We start from the raw sequence: 18,131 nt of genomic DNA, 5'->3' as shown, positions 1-18,131 counted from the left end.
CTTTTAACGATGTAACCACTCCTGGTGCTTGTGCCGGTTCTTATTCTGTGACCAGAACTTGGACGGCTGTTGACGCTTGTGGAAATTCTTCTACAGCTTCTCAAACCATTAATGTACAAGATGTAACCGCTCCGGTGATTGCTGCTTTACCTAGTACTTCTACTATCAACTGTCCGGCTACGCCTTCGTTTGCAACTGCGACAGCAACTGACTCTTGTGGATCTGGTGCTACTTTAACCTTTAATGATGTAACAACTCCTGGTGCTTGTGCCGGTAACTATTCTGTTACCAGAACTTGGACTGCTGTTGACGCTTGTGGAAATTCTTCTTCAGCTTCACAGACTATAAATGTACAAGATGTAACTGCTCCGGTGATTGCAGCTTTACCTGCTCCATCAACAATCTCTTGTCCGGCTACGCCTTCATTTGCGACAGCTACGGCTACTGACGGTTGTGGATCTGGTGCTACTTTAACTTTTGCTGACACAACCAACAATGGTAACTGTGCCGGTAATTACTCTGTAACAAGAACATGGACAGCTGTGGATGCTTGTGGAAATACTTCTACAGCTTCTCAAACTATCAATGTTCAGGATACAACAGCTCCAACATTTACTGTTCCGGCTGATGTAACAATCAATACCGGTGAAAATTGTTCTACTAATTTAGACCCAACTGCTATTGGTACCGTAACTAATATTTCTGATGCTTGTGATGCAAGTCCTGAAGTAACTTATACAGATTCTGATTGTTTTGGAAATGACAATGAAGCGAATATCAATTCAGGAAACGGAAATTACTTCTACTTTGATGTAACTGGATATGCTAACCTGACTGCAAAAGACATTGAAAAATTAGCCCTTTCTTTTGAAACAAATCAAGGAAAAGGAAGAGCCGAATTTACTTTGGTTGCTCCTAGCGGACAAGCTGTGGTTTTAGTTGGTCCTTACTGTACCGGTGGTGCTTGTGAAGATGCTAATTCAAACGATCAGGAATTATATTTACCTGTATTCTATCCAAATAGTTCAGGATATGCACAATGGAACAATAACAATGTTATCGCTCAAGATATTCCTCAAAACTTTACACCTAATGGTGCCTTGTCTTCTCCAAACACTATTACCGGAGTTACAAGTTATGTATCAAGTTTTGAAAACTTAACAGGTCCAATGAATGGAACTTGGTTTGTATTCTCAAGAAAACAAGCTAATGTTAACGGAAGTGTTAACTTCAATAGTGTATGTTTAACTCCTGCAAGTGCATGTGCTAGTAACAATATTATAGTAAGAACTTGGACAGTAACTGACGAATGTGGAAACGCCGCTTCAGCTACTCAAACCATAACTATTCAAGATATTACTGCTCCGGTAATTGCAACATTGCCTGGAACTTCAACTATCAACTGTCCTGCTGCTCCTGAGTTCGCTCAAGCTACAGTGACTGATAATTGTGATGCAAATCCTAGTTTAACTTTTGCTGACGTAACTACTAATGGTGCGTGTGCAGGTTCTTATTCTGTAACCAGAACTTGGACCGCTACTGACGCTTGTGGAAATACTGCTACAGCTTCTCAAACTATTAATGTACAAGATATTTCAGCTCCGGTTATTGCAACTTTACCTGCGACTTCAACTATCAACTGTCCTGCAACACCTTCATTTGCCACTGCTACTGCAACAGATGAGTGTGGTTCTTCATTCGAATTGACTTTCGCTGATGTAACTACAAATGGTGCTTGTGCAGGTTCTTATTCTGTAACCAGAACCTGGACCGCTGTTGACGCCTGTGGAAATACATCTACAGCTTCTCAAACTATTAATGTACAAGACGTAACTGCTCCGGTAATTGCTGAATTACCCGCAACTTCAACTATCAACTGTCCTGCTGCTCCTGAGTTCGCTCAAGCTACTGCAACAGATGAGTGTGGTTCAGCTTTCGAATTGACTTTCGCGGATGTGACTACAAATGGTGCTTGTGCAGGTTCTTATTCTGTAACCAGAACATGGACGGCTACTGATGCTTGTGGAAATACTGCTACAGCTTCTCAAACTATTAATGTACAAGACGTAACTGCTCCGGTAATTGCTGAATTACCTGCAACTTCAACTATCGACTGTCCTGCTTCGCCTGAGTTCACTCAAGCTACTGCAACAGATGAGTGTGGTTCTGCTTTCGAATTGACTTTCGAAGATGTAACTACAAATGGTGCTTGTGCAGGTTCTTATTCTGTAACCAGAACCTGGACCGCTGTTGACGCCTGTGGAAATACTGCTACAGCTTCTCAAACTATCAATGTACAAGACATCACTGCTCCGGTAATTGCTGAATTGCCTGCAACTTCAACTATCAACTGTCCTGCTTCGCCTGAGTTCGCTCAAGCTACTGCAACAGATGAGTGTGGTTCTGCTTTCGAATTGACTTTCGAAGATGTAACTACAAATGGTGCTTGTGCCGGTTCTTATTCTGTAACCAGAACCTGGACCGCTGTTGACGCTTGTGGAAATACTGCTACAGCTTCTCAAACTATCAATGTACAAGACATAAATGCTCCGGTAATTGCTGAATTACCTGCTGCTTCTACTATCAACTGTCCTGCTGTGCCTGAGTTCGCTCAAGCTACTGCAACAGATGAGTGTGGTTCTGCTTTCGAATTGACTTTCGAAGATGTGACTACAAACACCAACTGTGCCGGTAACTATTCTGTAACCAGAACCTGGACCGCTGTTGATGCCTGTGGAAATACTGCTACAGCTTCTCAAACTATCAATGTACAAGATGAAACTGCTCCTGTAATTACTGGTCAGGCTTCAAATATCATTGTGGAATGTGATGGTAATGGTAATGAACTTGCATTGTTTACCTGGTTAACCACAAATGGTGGTGCCACTGCAACTGACGAATGTTCAGCTGTAACCTGGTCAAATGACTTTAGTGAAATCGCTAATGACTGTTCGGCTGCTGTAACTGTTGTATTTACTGCAACTGATGAATGTGGAAACGCTTCTTCAACTTCAGCAACCTTTACCATAAATGATACTCAAGATCCTGTGGCTCCTGAGGCTCCGGCTTCTGTAACTGTAGCTTGTGCTGCCGATGTTCCTGCGATGATTTCGCTTACAGCGACAGACAACTGTTCAGCTCCTATCACTGTTGAAGGTGTTGATGCTACAACTCCGGGACAATGCTCAGGTACATTTACTGTAACCAGAACTTGGACTTTCATTGATGCTTGTGGAAATTCATCTTCTGTATCGCAAACAATAAACGTAGTAGATGATGTTGCTCCAACAGCTCCTGAAGCTCCGGCTTCTGTAACTGTAGCTTGTGCGGCTGATGTTCCTGCAATGATTTCGCTTACTGCTACTGACAACTGTGGTGCTTCTATCACTGTTGAAGGTGTTGATGCTACAACTCAAGGTAACTGTCCTGGTACGTTCTCTATAACAAGAACTTGGACATTCACTGATGCTTGTAACAATTCTTCATCTGTATCACAAACAATAAACGTAGTAGATGATGTTGCTCCGACAGCTCCTCAAGCTCCGGCTTCTGTAACTGTTGCTTGTGTGGCTGATGTACCTGCAATGATTTCACTTACTGCTACTGACAACTGTGGTGCTGCTATCACTGTTGAAGGTGTTGATGCTACAACGCAAGGTAACTGTCCTGGTACGTTCTCTATAACAAGAACTTGGACTTTCGTTGATGCTTGTAACAATTCTTCATCTGTATCACAAATAATAAACGTAGTAGATGACGTTGCTCCGACAGCTCCTGAAGCTCCGGCTTCTGTAACTGTAGCTTGTGCGGCTGATGTTCCTGCAATGATTTCACTTACTGCTACTGACAACTGTGGTGCTTCAATCACTGTTGAAGGTGTTGATGCTACAACTCAGGGAGAATGTTCAGGTACATTTTCTGTAACAAGAACATGGACTTTTACTGATGCTTGTAACAACACTTCGTCTGTATCTCAAATAATAAACGTAGTAGACGACGTCGCTCCAACAGCTCCTGAAGCTCCGGCTTCTGTAACTGTAGCTTGTGCGGGTGATGTTCCTGCGATGATTTCGCTTACTGCTACTGATAACTGTGGTACGTCTATCACTGTTGAAGGTGTTGATGCTACAACGCAAGGTGCATGTCCTAACTCGTTCACTGTAACCAGAACCTGGACTTTCGCTGATGCTTGTGGAAACTCATCTTCTGTATCTCAAATAATAAACGTAGTAGATGACGTTGCTCCAACAGCTCCTGAAGCTCCGGCTAATATAACTGTAGCTTGTGCGGCTGATGTTCCTGCAATGATTTCGCTTACTGCAACTGATAACTGTGGTGCTTCAATCACTGTTGAAGGTGTTGATGCAACAACTCCGGGAGAATGTTCGGGGACATTTACTGTAACAAGAACATGGACATTCACTGATGCTTGTGATAACTCATCTTCTGTATCACAAACTATTAACGTGGTTGATGATGTGGCTCCGACAGCTCCTCAAGCTCCGGCTGATGTTACTGTAACCTGTGACGGTGATGTACCTGCAATGGTTTCGCTTACCGCTACTGACAACTGTGGTGATTTCATTACGGTAGAAGGTGTTGATGCTGTTACACAACAAGGAGGATGCGTTGGTAGTTATACTATTACCAGAACATGGACATTTGCTGATGTTTGTGGTAACACTTCATCTGTAGAGCAAATCATTAATGTAAATGATAATGTTGCACCTACTATACCAACTGAGCCATTCGATGTAACTGTGGCTTGTTCCGGTGACGTACCTGCAATGATTTCATTGACTGCTACTGACAACTGTGGTGGCGCAATCACTGTAGAAGGTGTTGATGTTGTAACTGCAGGAACTTGTGCAAACATGTTTACTGTAACCAGAACATGGACTTTCGCTGATGCTTGTGGTAACACTTCTTCTGTAGAGCAAATCATTACTGTAAATGACAATATTGCTCCAGCATTTGTTGAAGTGGCTCCGGCTAATACTACTGCTTCATGTGATAATATTCCAACAGCTGCGGTATTAACTGCAACCGATAACTGTGGTACTGCTTCAGTAACCATGAGTGAGACAATCATTCAAGGAAACTGTCCTTCAAACTATCAAATAGTTAGAACCTGGACTGCAACTGATGCTTGTAATAACACTAGTTCACAAACACAAACGATAACTGTTTCTGACACTACCGGACCGGTATTAGTTACAGAACTTGATCCGAAAGTAGATGCTACTTGTGATCAAATCCCACCAGTTCCTGTATTAGTATTTACAGACAACTGTTCAGGAACTGTAACAACTCCTGAGCCAACAATAACAGTATCAAGTGTTGTGAATGGTTCTTATACTATCACCAGAACATGGGTTGCTACTGATGCTTGTGGTAATTTATCTCAAACTTATACACAATTTGTATTCGTAGATGAAATCACGGATGTAATCACACTTGATCCACTACAGTTAAGTACTGGAGATGATATAGTTGTATCATTAGATGGTTTATTACCAGCTGGTGTTACCGGTGGAACTTGGACGAATGTAAATAATGTTACTCCAGGATTTGATCCGGTGAATAACACATTCAATCCATTTGGAGTTACTCCGGGAGAGTACTTATTCAGCTATATTATTAGTGATGGTTTATGTCCTATAAGTTATAATGTTCTAATCATCATTGGTGCTGTTGAAGCGTGTGATACCGTTGTAATTCACAATGCCTTTACACCAAATGGTGATGGATTAAACGAGTACTTTAGCATTGAAAATATTGAGGATTTTGATTGTTATCCAACAAATAATGTTCAAATTTACAATCGCTGGGGAGTATTAGTTTACGAAACTAAGGACTATGACAACAATACCCGAAGATTTGAAGGTATCTCTGAAGGAAGGGTTACTGTTAGCAAATCTGAAGAATTGCCTGCAGGAACTTATTTCTACATCATTGAGTGGACTATCGCTCTTGATGGTACTAAAGTAACTAAAGACGGATATTTATACTTAACCCGATAAACCTACTAACCCTGAGGGTGTAAAAACCCTCAGGACAAAAAAAGAAAATATGAGAACAAAAATTTTAATTTTCGCTTTGATGTTAACGTGTTATACTGGTTTTGCTCAGCAAGACGCACAGTATACCCAATACATGTATAACACTATCAATATCAATCCCGCTTACGCCGGATCGAGAGGAGTTATGAGTATTTTCCTGTTGCATCGTACCCAATGGGTAGGATTAGACGGAGCACCAACGACAAATACTGCGTCTATCAATACTCCTATTAACAATAGTAATTTAGGTTTTGGTTTGTCAGTAGTAAGTGATAAAATCGGTCCTACAAAAGACAATACGCTTTCAGCTGATCTATCGTATTCAATCCCGGTATCTGAAAACGCTAAATTATCCTTTGGTCTTAAAGCCTCGGCTAATCAATTCAAATTAGATGTTAACAGATTGAATCCGGAGGATGCCAATGATCCAAATCTTCAGGGTTTTGACAACGAGATTTCTCCTAACTTTGGAGCCGGTGTATATTTACATTCTGAAAAAGGTTATTTTGGTCTTTCTGTGCCAAACTTTTTACAGGATACAAAATACAACGATAACGAAGTTGCGGTGTTCCAGGAAAGAATGAACTTTTATGCCATTGGAGGTTATGTATTTGATCTTTCCCCTTCGGTTAAATTCAAACCGGCAGTCTTGACTAAATTGGTTACCGGTTCACCTTTACAGGTTGATGCATCCGCTAACTTTTTATTCTTTGACAAGTTAATGCTTGGTGGTGCTTATCGTTGGGATGCCGCATTTAGTGCATTGGCAGGATTTCAGATAACTGATGGTTTATTCATTGGTTACAGTTATGACAGAGAAACAACTGAATTGAAAAATTATAACTCAGGTTCGCATGAGATATTCTTACGTTTTGAATTGTTCAATAAAGTTAATAAAATGGTATCACCTAGATTCTTCTAATAACACTACGATTATGAAAAATAAAATTATATATTTAGTACTATTAACTTTCGCTACTGTGAACAGTTATTCACAACTTAGTAACAAAGAAGCAAAAGGTGATAAAGAGTATGGGAAGTATGCTTATATAGATGCCATTAAGACTTATGAACGCATCTATGAAAAAGGATACAAGTCTCCTGATATGTTACTTAAAATTGGTAACGCCTACTATTTCAATGCCGAATTAGAAAAAGCAAACAAATGGTATAGCGAACTATATACAACAAACCCAGAGCAAGAAGCTGAATTCTATTATCGCTTTGCACAAACTTTAAGAGCTACCAAGGATTATCCGAAAGCGGATGCCATGATGGCCAAGTTCAACGAAAAAAGTGGTAATGACGCCAGAGCAAAAATCTTCGCTAAGAAGAAAGACTATTTGGCTGAAATCAAAAAGAATTCAGGTCGTTACAAAATCGAAAATGCCGGGATAAACACCAAGTATTCAGATTATGGTACTGCATTTATGGGAACAAAAGTAATCTTTACTTCTGCCCGTGATACCGGTAACTTCTCTAAAAGAATCCATACCTGGACAGGTCAGTATTTTACCAATTTATATGGTTCAAATTTAAGTGAAGATGGTTCTTTAGGCCCTGTAGATAAATTTGGCAAAAAAATCAACACCAAATTTCACGAAGATACTCCGGCCTTTACCAAAGACGGAAAGACAGTTTATTTCACCAGAAATAACTACTTAGATGGAAGAGGTTTTGATGCCAACAAAGTAACTTTATTAAAAATCTATAAAGCCAATCTTGATGCTGAAGGCAATTGGATCAACATCACACCGTTAAACTTTAACAGTGATAGTTACCAAGCGGCACATCCTGCCCTGTCTCCGGATGAAAAAACTCTGTACTTTGCTTCAGACATGCCTGGATCTTTTGGCCAGTCTGACCTTTACAGAGTAAAAATCAACGAAGATGGTACTTTAGGAACTCCTGAAAACCTTGGTGAATCAATCAATACGCCTGGTAGAGAAACTTATCCTTTCATTTCTAATGACAATGAATTGTACTTTGCTTCAGACGGTCAACCTGGTTTAGGAGGTTTAGATGTTTTCATCACAAGAATCCCTAAAGACGGCAGCCTTAATTTCAAACAAGTGCTTAACGTTGGTGAAGAAGCAAACAGTCCAAAAGACGATTTCGCCTTAATCATTGACTCCAAAACCAAAAGAGGTTTCGTAAGCTCTAACAGAGATGGTGGACAAGGAAGTGATGATATCTATAAATTCTTAGAAACACGTCCTATATTCTGTGACCAAATCCTATATGGAGTAATCACAGATGAAGATACTAAAGCCGTATTACCAAACACTAAATTGGTGCTGTTTGATGAGAAATTCAACAAACTAAAAGAAACCGTTTCTGATGCTGAAGGTAAATATGAATTCCTAGAAGTAGAATGTGGTAAAAAATACTATGTAAATGCTTCTCTTGAGGATTATGAAACCAAAGAAGTTGCAACAATCATCGGTTCTGAATCAGGTAAAACTGAATTGAACATCGAACTTAAAACTAAAGTTTGTAAAGCCAAAATTGGTGATGATATTGCAGATTGTTTCAAAATCAACATCATCTATTTCGACTTAGACAAATGGAACATCAGACCTGATGCAGCCATTGACTTAGCTAAATTGTTAGATGTATTGAACCAAAACCCATCAATGAAAATCAATATTCGTTCGCATACTGATAGCCGTGCTTCACATGCCTACAACGAAAAACTATCTGACCGTAGAGCAAAATCAACCAGAGATTGGTTGATCAAAAATGGTATTGCTGCAGATCGTTTAACTTCAGAAGGTTTGGGTGAAACAGAATTGGTAAACAAATGTGCTGATGGTGTAAAATGTACTGAAGCTGAACACCAGTTAAACAGAAGATCAGAATTCATCATTACTGCACTATAAAATTTAAAAAACACTTATTAACTCTAAAAGCACCCGTTTCCGGGTGCTTTTTTTTTATCTTTGAAATATGAGTATGACCAAACTTTTCAAAGACTTTTTTGAAAGTGAAAGAGCCGGCGGATTTGTCCTTATAGCCTGTACCTTGTTTTCATTGCTTTTAGCCAACTCCGGTTGGAGCCAGCAATACACAAACGTTTGGCATTTTCAAATTGGGACACATTCCTTCGAACATTGGATCAATGATGGCCTGATGACCATTTTCTTTTTATTGATTGGTTTGGAATTGGAACGGGAAATTTATGCCGGTGAGCTATCCAATTTAAAAAATGCCCTATTGCCCATTTTTGCCGCTTTGGGTGGCATGCTCATTCCTGCCGGATTGTATTTATATTTGAATTATGGAACCGAAACCCAATCGGGAGCCGGAATTCCAATGGCTACCGATATTGCTTTTGCCCTAGGGATTTTGTCCTTATTGGGAAACCGTGTGCCGCTTTCGCTAAAAATATTCCTAACGGCTTTAGCGGTTATTGATGACTTAGGCGCCATATTGATTATTGCCATTTTCTATACCAAAAATTTAATCTGGAGTAATCTGCTGATAGCACTAGGCATCTTTTTTGTCTTGCTTGTAATGAATAGACTAAAAGTCCGCAACCTTATTCCCTATTTAGTGCTTGGTGTTGTCATGTGGTATTTCATGTTGAACTCAGGTGTTCACGCTACCATTACCGGCGTTTTATTGGCTTTTGCCATACCTTTCGGGAACGGCGATGAAAAATCATCTTCTTATTTACTGCAGCACTTTCTCCACAAACCGGTCGCTTTTATCATCTTACCGCTTTTTGCTTTGGCCAATACCGCCATTATCTTAAATTCCGATTGGCATTATGCCTTAAGCCACAATTATACTTTAGGAATTGCCGCAGGTTTAATCATTGGGAAACCGATTGGCATTTGGCTGTTCAGTTATTTGGCCATAAAACTAAAGATAAGTCAACTTCCTGCAACGCTGAATTGGAGATCCATTTTTGGCGTAAGCTTTTTGGGTGGCATTGGGTTTACCATGTCCATCTTTATCACATTGCTCGCCTTTTCGGATGTTGAGCATATCAACAATGCCAAAATCATGATCCTGATTTCGTCATTGGTCGCCGGACTATTTGGATTGCTCTACTTAAAGGCGACTCTTAAAAAAGATTAATACCACTTTTTCTTTTTGAAATAGTAAATCATACCGAGCAGCAACAGGAACATAAATCCCACAACAATGAAATAGCCATATTTCCAATGCAGTTCGGGCATGTTATCGAAGTTCATTCCGTAAACACCAACAATGAATGTCAAAGGCATAAAGAATACCGAAACTACGGTCAGGGTTTTCATGACTTCGTTCATCTTGTGATTTTGGGTAGAAAAATAAAAACTGGACGCACTATCCAACGAAGTCAAGTCGTATTCTATCTGTTCCAAAAGTTCCAAGCTCTTTTGATGCAAACGTGAAAAGAAACTGTAATTCTCAGGTTCAATGGCATTGAAAACATTATCGTCTTTCATGCTTTTGATGGAATACAAAGAATCACGCAGCGGAATAATCGAACGCTTTAAAAAATTGAAGTTATCGCGATGCTTTTCTATTTGTTCCAAAATTTCTGGTTTGGTGCTGGTCTTTGAAATATCTATCAGCTCTTCTACTCTGTCTTCTTCATTTTCAATGGTAATGTAGAAATTCTCCATGATGGCATCCAAAAGCAAATACAAAAGATAATCCGCTTTCTTGTCTCTTACAATCCCCGAATGAGATCTGATGCGCTCGCGGATGTGGGCAAAATACTCACTTCGCTTTTCCTGAAACGAAACCAAAATGCCGTTCTTTAATAAAAAACTCACTTGCTCCACACTAATATTATCGGTGTTTTCAATGGGCAGCAAAGACTTGATGTTAAAAAATAAAACGTCGTGATTTTCATCCAGCTTGGTTCTTTTGGTGGTATTCAAAATATCGCCCAACATGAAATTGTCCACATTGAGAAAATCACCAACCGATTTGATAACCTCGGTATCATTCAATCCGTGAATATTGAGCCAGTTCACTTTTGAAGTTTCAAAACATTTGTCCAATTGTGATTTGGTAAATTCATTATACTCCGTCAAATCATTGGTGTCATAAACAAATAACTGCATTTCAGTCTTTACTTGCTTATGCGTTCCGGTATAATCCAAAAAAGTAGGCTGAACTTTCTTCCCTTTTTTATATTTTATTTTTCTCACGAATTCTAAATTTGTTTAAAATTAAGAATATTTATTTTTTTCAAACTATTTTTACCAAAAATCATTGTATGCAAACGCTAATCATCAATATAAAAGAATTACTCCAAATCAGGGAAGCCAACATTGATAAAGTGTCCGGAAGCGAAATGGCCATTTTGCCCTCAATAAAAAACGCTTTTCTTTTGATTGAAAATGAGGTGATCGCTGCTTTTGGTTCAATGAATGATTGTCCAAAAATCAATGCCGATAAAACGATTGATGCCACTGGAAAAACCATCTTGCCTTCTTGGTGCGATAGCCATACACACATTGTTTATGCTGGGAATCGTGAACAGGAATTTGTGGACCGAATCAACGGCTTGACCTATGAGGAAATTGCCAATCGCGGTGGCGGAATCTTAAACTCCGCTAAAAAACTCAATGAAACTTCCGAAGATGAAATCTACAACCAATCCAGGAAACGTTTGGAAGAAGTCATCCAACAAGGAACAGGCGCAGTCGAAATCAAATCGGGTTACGGCTTGACCGTTGAAGGCGAATTGAAAATGTTGCGCGTCATTAAGAAACTGGCCCAAAATTATCCGATTGCCATCAAAGCCACTTTTCTCGGTGCGCACGCTTTTCCATTAGCATACAAAGAAAACCATTCGGCTTATATTGATTTAATCATCAATGAAATGTTACCCAAGATTGCCGAAGAAAAACTCGCCGATTATATCGATGCCTTTTTGGAAACCGGCTATTTCTCTGTGGAAGAAACCCAGCGGATTATGGAAGCAGGGAAAAAATATGGCTTGCCATCTAAAATACATGTCAACCAATTTACCGCCATCAACGGCATTGCCGCTTGTGTGAAGCATAACGCACTTTCAGTAGATCATCTCGAGATTGTAACCGATGAAGATATTGAAGCTTTAAAAGGCGTTGAAACCATAGCTGTCGCTTTACCGAGTTGTTCTTACTTTATAAGCATTCCATATACGCCGGCCAGGAAAATGCTCAATGCCGGTTTGCCATTGGCTTTGGCTTCCGATTTCAATCCGGGCACTACGCCTTCGGGAAATATGAATTTTGTGGTAGCTACGGCCTGCATCAAAATGAAAATGACACCCGAAGAAGCGATCAATGCTGCAACCATTAACGGTGCGTATGCTATGGGATTATCAGAAACCCATGGAAGTATTACGGTGGGCAAAAAAGCCAATCTGATCATCACCAAACCGCTTAACTCCTATTATGAATTGCCTTATGCCTTTGGCAGTAATTTAATCGACCAGGTTATCCTCAACGGAAAAAGTATAGCATAAAAAAAAGTCCCGATTGCTCGGGACTTTTTCAATTATATAAATTTCTATTATTTCAAAGAGAAACTGCTTTTTGAAACCAATTCACCTTTGTCAAATACATTGACAAAATAAGTTCCTTTGGCAAAGTCTTTTCCTGGTAATTGCTCTTTTACATTTACTGTTTTATTTTCATATTTTACAGTAGTTGTAAAGCTGTAAGTCAACGATGTATCACCAAATGAAATGGTTGCTTTATCTCCCAACACATTGTTTTTAGCATCGATTACCTGAACATAGTATACTTTATCTCCTGATTTTGCGATAGCGTTTTCTGCTATAGTGAAGCTAATTTGCAACAAGTCGGCTCTACTGGCTTTGTCAGTCTCGATTTGCTTTCCTGAACTTCTTTGTTTGTAAGCGGCAGTTTTCAAATTGGTCACCGATAATTTTTGACCTTTCTCAACAGTTTTAGCCAATTCTTCGTTTTGACCAACTAATACCTGGTTGTATTTCTTAGAATCTTCCAAAACTACGGTGGTACTGTCTATTTTGGTTGTTAAAGTTTGATTTTGGGCTTTCAACACTTCAACTTCCTGCATGAGGTTTTTCATTTTTCCCTCCATTTGCTTGTATTGCTCTTTGTACTTTCTCAAAGAGTTTGCATCACCTTTGGCTGACTTTAAATCAGACATTAGTTTTACAACTTTTTCTCTCTCTGCGATTAGCTCATCAGACATTGATGTGTTTTCTGCAATGGCCGCATCATAAGTGGCTTTTAATTCTGATAGGTCTTTTAGTACATCCTCTTTTTCGGATTTTGTTGTGGTTACAACTGTTTCTAAGTTTTTAGCATCTGAGGTCAATTTGAAAATGTAAACCAGACTTCCCACTAATAATATAGCTAAAATTGCTACGATTGCTTTAAGTTTCGAATTACCGTTTTGATTTTCCATAGGTTATAGTTTTTTTGTTTTAACAAAATTAATAATATTTAACATACTAACGTTAAATAAGTAATTATATTATATTTTTGAGAAAATATTTTTCAAGATGGAAAGATTAATTCCTTTCACAATTACTGACTTAGCAAAGGTTACCAACCACCGAAGTGGCGAGGTAAAATTTGGAGAAAAGATGTTGACAATCCCAAAAGATGAAAATTATGTGGACTTCCTCAAAAGATGCGAAGCCAAGTATGTTTTACTGGGAATTCCCGAAGATGTTGGTGTCCGCGCTAATTTTGGTCGTCCCGGAGCAGCATCGGCCTGGCAAAGCGCCATCAGCAGCATTGCCAATATTCAGCACAATCGTTTTTGTAAAGGCAGTCAGATTGTGGTGTTGGGAAAATTGGATGCTACACCCGAAATGGAAGAAGCAAAAGACCTCGATTTCCATAAAACAGCTGACAGAAAATTATTAAGCACACTAGTTGAAAGAATCGATAAAGAAGTAGTGCACATTGTTACGACTATCATCAAATGTGGTAAAACCCCAATCATCATTGGCGGTGGACACAATAATGCTTACGGAAACATTAAAGGAACCGCACTTGGATTGGGCAAGCCCATCAATGCCGTGAATTTTGATGCCCATTCCGATTTCAGAATATTGGAAGGAAGACACAGCGGGAATGGCTTTTCGTATGCTTATGAAGAAGGTTTCCTCAAAAAATATTTCATCTTTGGCTTACATGAAAACTATACTTCCAAAAATGTAATCGACATCCTGAAAAAAATGGAAGACCGCGTAAACTACAATACGTATGATGAGATTAAGGTACGCCAGCAGAAAAACTTCCAGCAGGAACTGAATACTGCTTACGATTTTATCAAAAATGACGCTTACGGCATAGAAATCGATTTGGATGCTTTGCCTAATATTGCCAGCAGCGCCATGACGATGAGCGGTTTTTCGATTGAAGAATTGCGTCAGTTTGTTTCTTTCTTTGGCAAAAATAAAAATGCGACCTATATCCATATCTGCGAAGGCGCACCCGATTTGGGCGAAGAAAAAAACAACCATCTTATCGGAAAATTGATAGGTTATTTAGTGACAGATTTTATCAAGTCGAGGAAAGAACTCGTTTAGTTATGAGTTATAAATTATGAATTATGAGTTGTTTCGCTTGTCCTTATCCCGAATTTTAACTCATAACTTATAACTCTTAATTCATAACTCATAAAACCTTATCTTTGCTGCGGTTTACACTTAATCGTAATCCCAATTTATGTTATTCGAAGATTTATCATTATCCAATAGTATTCAGAGAGCAGTCTTTGAAGAAGGATATACAAGCCCAACACCTATCCAGGAAAAAGCGATTCCCTTTATTTTAGCGGGAAAAGACTTGGTAGGTTGTGCCCAAACCGGTACAGGGAAAACAGCTGCTTTTGCTATTCCAATCATACACAACCTACACAGAATGGTAGGTTCATCCAAAAAAACAAAACAAATCCGTTGCCTTGTCGTGACGCCAACGCGTGAATTAGCTGTCCAGATTGGAGAAAGCTTTGACACGTATGGAAAATACACCAACCTGAGACAACTTACCATTTTTGGCGGAGTTTCTCAAGTGCCACAAGTAGACCAATTGAAAAAAGGCGTTGATATTCTAATCGCAACACCGGGAAGATTGCTCGACCTACACAAACAAGGTTTTGTTGATTTTGACCATTTGCACTTTTTGGTTTTGGACGAATCCGATTTGATGCTCGACATGGGCTTTATCAATGATGTGAGAAAGATTGTGAAATTGGTGCCAACCAACAGACAAACGCTTTTATTCTCGGCGACGATGCCTATGGCGATTCGTGAACTAGCCGATACTTTTCTGAACAAACCCGAATATGTTTCGGTGACTCCGGTTTCTTCCACGGCAGAAATCATTGAACAGCAAATCTATTTTGTGGACAAATCAGACAAGCGCGGTTTGCTGTATCATTTGATACGCAATGAAAACCTGAGCAATGTTTTGGTATTCGTAAGAACCAAACACGGTGCAGACAATGTCGTAAAAGCTTTGAAAAAACACGGTGTAAATGCCGAAGCCATACACGGTGACAAATCGCAAACGGCACGTCAACGTGTTTTAGACCATTTTAAAAACAAGGAAATCTCAGTTTTGGTTGCTACAGATATTGCGGCGCGTGGAATTGACATTGAAAGTCTGCCTTATGTCATCAATTTTGATTTGCCCAATATTCCTGAGACATATGTTCACCGTATCGGTAGAACCGGTCGTGCCGGAAATGGCGGAATTTCTATTTCATTCTGTGGAAAAGACGAAGAACCCTACTGGAAAGACATTCAGAAACTGATTAAGGTTAATGTGAAAATCATCAAAGACCATCCGTTTCCGTGGAAAGACGAAGTTCCGGATCCGAATGCAAAACCTGATTTGAGAAATAAAAAGAAACCTGAAGGACAAAATAAGTCGAGAAAATCAGAAACTTCTAAAAAAAATAAAAAGCGTTGGTATTAATCAACGCTTTCTTTGTTTTTGATGTTATTGGTAATCACCTGGAATAACTTGGATGGCTCAAAAGGCTTGACCATAATGTCATTCATTCCCGCAGAAATGGCTTCTTCTGTGACTTCTTGCTTATCGAAAGCGGTCAACGCAATCACCGGAATCATAATGCCTTTCTCTCTGATTCTTCTCGTAGTGTCAAACCCGTTGATTAATGGCATATTGATATCCATCAAAATCAAATCAAATCTTTCTCTTTCCAAAGCTACAATTGCAGCATAACCATCATCTACAATAGTACAAGTCATATTGCTGTTTTGGATGATCTTTTTGGTCACCATCTGGTTGATTTTATTGTCTTCCACTACCAAAATATTGTGCATGTGTGTATCCGACAAATCCACTTCGATGTTATTGATAATCTCTCTTGATTTTTCTTCGTCGTATTCAAAACCGATGGTAAAATAAAAAGTTGACCCAACATTCTCTTCGCTTTCCAAATGAATCTCACTTTCAAAAAGCTGTACCAATCGGGAAACGATTGAGAGTCCCAATCCGGTGCCTTGATAGTCTTCTTCTTTGCGCTCGATTTGAACAAACTTATCAAAGATTTTTTGCTGATGTTCTTTGGCAATTCCTATTCCGGTATCTTTTACTTTAAATTCGATGAAATATTTTTTATCAACTACTTGCTTCAAATCAGCGGAAAGTGATACTTCTCCGTTCTTGGTAAACTTCAAAGCGTTACTCATTAAATTCATGATGATTTGAGACAGCCGAAGTTTGTCACCAATTAAGAACTCCGGAATGGCCGTATCGATTTCAATAATTAACTTATTGTTGTTTTTATCGGCTATGTATTCCACCGAATTTTGAATAGTAGTGATTTCATCGGTAAGATTAAAAATCAAATTCTCCAAAACCACTCTTTTCTCCTCAATCTTATTGATCTGAAGAATGTCATTAACCAATGACAGTAAGTATTTGGCCGAAAACTTGAGTGATTTTAAATGCGGACTATTGGTCAATTCACGATGTTCATCGGTAATGATATTAGTAATTCCGATTACGCCATATAATGGTGTTCTCAATTCGTGGGTAATGGTCGAAACAAACTGGGATTTGAGTTGGGAAGCTTCTTCTGCTTTTTCTTTGGCATCCTGCAAAGCTTCATTGGCTTGCATCAGTTCAAAATTGGCCTGCTCTCTCAGCTTTATGTTTTTATACAACGTCAGTAAAAGCAATAATAAAATAATCAAAATGACGATGAACAGGATTACAATCAACTTAGAATCCTTTAAGGTCTTTTGATGTTGTTCATTTTCCTTTTCAATTCTGCCCAATTGTATTTTGTATTCCTGCAATTCAATTTGAGAAGCCGCTTTTTTAAGATTGTCAAGTTTCTCTTCAGAATACACTACTTTATTTAGCGAATCTAATTTGGCCTGGTACAGCTGCATGTTTTTATCGTCATCATACAACTTATAATGTCTGACCAAATTCTCATAAATGTTAATCAGGTTGGAATTGAATTCATTCTTTTCTGCGATTGCTTTGGCGGTAAAAAAATGCTCCTCGCTTTCGGCTTTTTGGTTGTTGTTGCTGCCATAAATCCCCAATAACAAATGCAATGACATTTTAGCTTCTGCATTATCTTTCCTGAAAACCTGTTCTTTGATATCATCTATCTGGTCATTGCCTAAATCATATTTTCCGATGGCAAAATAAGCACTGGCTAAGTTCAGCTTGGTATATTCTATCTGAACCGTATCCTTGATCTTTACGGCATAGTACAATGATTTTTTGTAGTAATTGATTCCTTTGGGAACATCAATCTCACTGAAATAATAAACACTGCCCAAGTTTCCGTAAATCCAGTTGAGCATCTTGTCATTCTTGAGTTTCTTGGCGTAAATTAAAGCTTTGTTGTAAAACTCGATAGCTTTTGCCGAGTCTGAACATTCGTTAAAGATGGCCCCAATGATATTATAGGATTGCGCTATTAGCAAATCGTTATTAATAGCAAATGACTTAACCAAAGCCTGCTTTGAAGATTCCAGCGCCTTATCATATTCAGCATCACCAAAATCAACAACTGCCTGATCAAGTAATTTTTTAATTACTGCTTTCTCCGTTTTATTCTCTTGGGAATAAACCATGG

At 38.9% G+C, this 18,131-nt stretch carries 10 protein-coding genes; 7 read left to right on the top strand and 3 right to left on the bottom strand.

What is annotated here, in order from left to right; translation table 11 throughout:
- From P1K33_RS09065 to nhaA, 4 genes are all read left to right on the top strand, one after another.
- A partial coding sequence (locus P1K33_RS09065) for an HYR-like domain-containing protein (RefSeq protein WP_284652630.1) occupies positions 1-6,023 on the top strand: 6,023 nt, incomplete at its 5' end.
- 49 nt (positions 6,024-6,072) lie between these two features.
- Positions 6,073-6,984 (top strand): PorP/SprF family type IX secretion system membrane protein, encoded by a 912-nt coding sequence (locus tag P1K33_RS09060; protein WP_284652629.1) that lies wholly within the window; start codon positions 6,073-6,075, stop codon positions 6,982-6,984.
- 13 nt (positions 6,985-6,997) lie between these two features.
- Positions 6,998-8,944, top strand: a complete 1,947-nt coding sequence (locus tag P1K33_RS09055; RefSeq protein WP_284652628.1) for an OmpA family protein — start codon at positions 6,998-7,000, stop codon at positions 8,942-8,944.
- Positions 8,945-9,011: 67 nt separating this feature from the next.
- Positions 9,012-10,148 (top strand): Na+/H+ antiporter NhaA, encoded by a 1,137-nt coding sequence (gene nhaA, locus P1K33_RS09050; RefSeq protein ID WP_284652627.1) that lies wholly within the window; start codon positions 9,012-9,014, stop codon positions 10,146-10,148.
- Here nhaA and corA read toward each other — a convergent pair.
- Positions 10,145-11,215, bottom strand: coding sequence for a magnesium/cobalt transporter CorA (gene corA / locus P1K33_RS09045; RefSeq protein ID WP_284652626.1), 1,071 nt, complete (start codon positions 11,213-11,215; stop codon positions 10,145-10,147). The two genes, nhaA and corA, sit on opposite strands and share 4 nt — an antisense overlap.
- Before the next feature lie 68 nt (positions 11,216-11,283).
- Between corA and hutI the strand changes: the two genes are divergently transcribed.
- On the top strand, positions 11,284-12,522 hold the full coding sequence (gene hutI, locus P1K33_RS09040) for an imidazolonepropionase (protein WP_284652625.1): 1,239 nt from the start codon (positions 11,284-11,286) through the stop codon (positions 12,520-12,522).
- A 47-nt stretch (positions 12,523-12,569) separates the two neighbouring features.
- Here the strand turns inward: hutI and P1K33_RS09035 are convergent, their stop codons facing one another.
- Positions 12,570-13,454 carry a DUF8428 domain-containing protein gene (locus P1K33_RS09035; RefSeq protein WP_284652624.1) on the bottom strand — a complete coding sequence of 295 codons (885 nt, stop codon included), beginning with the start codon at positions 13,452-13,454 and terminating at the stop codon, positions 12,570-12,572.
- A gap of 97 nt (positions 13,455-13,551) precedes the next feature.
- Between P1K33_RS09035 and P1K33_RS09030 the strand changes: the two genes are divergently transcribed.
- Both P1K33_RS09030 and P1K33_RS09025 read left to right on the top strand, forming a co-directional pair.
- Complete coding sequence (locus P1K33_RS09030; protein ID WP_284652623.1) at positions 13,552-14,589, top strand: formimidoylglutamase; 1,038 nt, start codon at positions 13,552-13,554, stop codon at positions 14,587-14,589.
- 139 nt (positions 14,590-14,728) lie between these two features.
- Positions 14,729-15,982 (top strand): DEAD/DEAH box helicase, encoded by a 1,254-nt coding sequence (locus tag P1K33_RS09025; RefSeq protein ID WP_284652622.1) that lies wholly within the window; start codon positions 14,729-14,731, stop codon positions 15,980-15,982.
- Here P1K33_RS09025 and P1K33_RS09020 read toward each other — a convergent pair.
- Positions 15,979-18,129 (bottom strand): response regulator, encoded by a 2,151-nt coding sequence (locus P1K33_RS09020; protein WP_284652621.1) that lies wholly within the window; start codon positions 18,127-18,129, stop codon positions 15,979-15,981. The two genes, P1K33_RS09025 and P1K33_RS09020, sit on opposite strands and share 4 nt — an antisense overlap.
- Between the last annotated feature and the right edge of the window lie 2 nt (positions 18,130-18,131).

Source organism: Flavobacterium terrisoli, from assembly GCF_030167905.1.
GTDB lineage: Bacteria > Bacteroidota > Bacteroidia > Flavobacteriales > Flavobacteriaceae > Flavobacterium > Flavobacterium terrisoli.
This window is presented reverse-complemented; position numbering and strand designations above follow the sequence as displayed.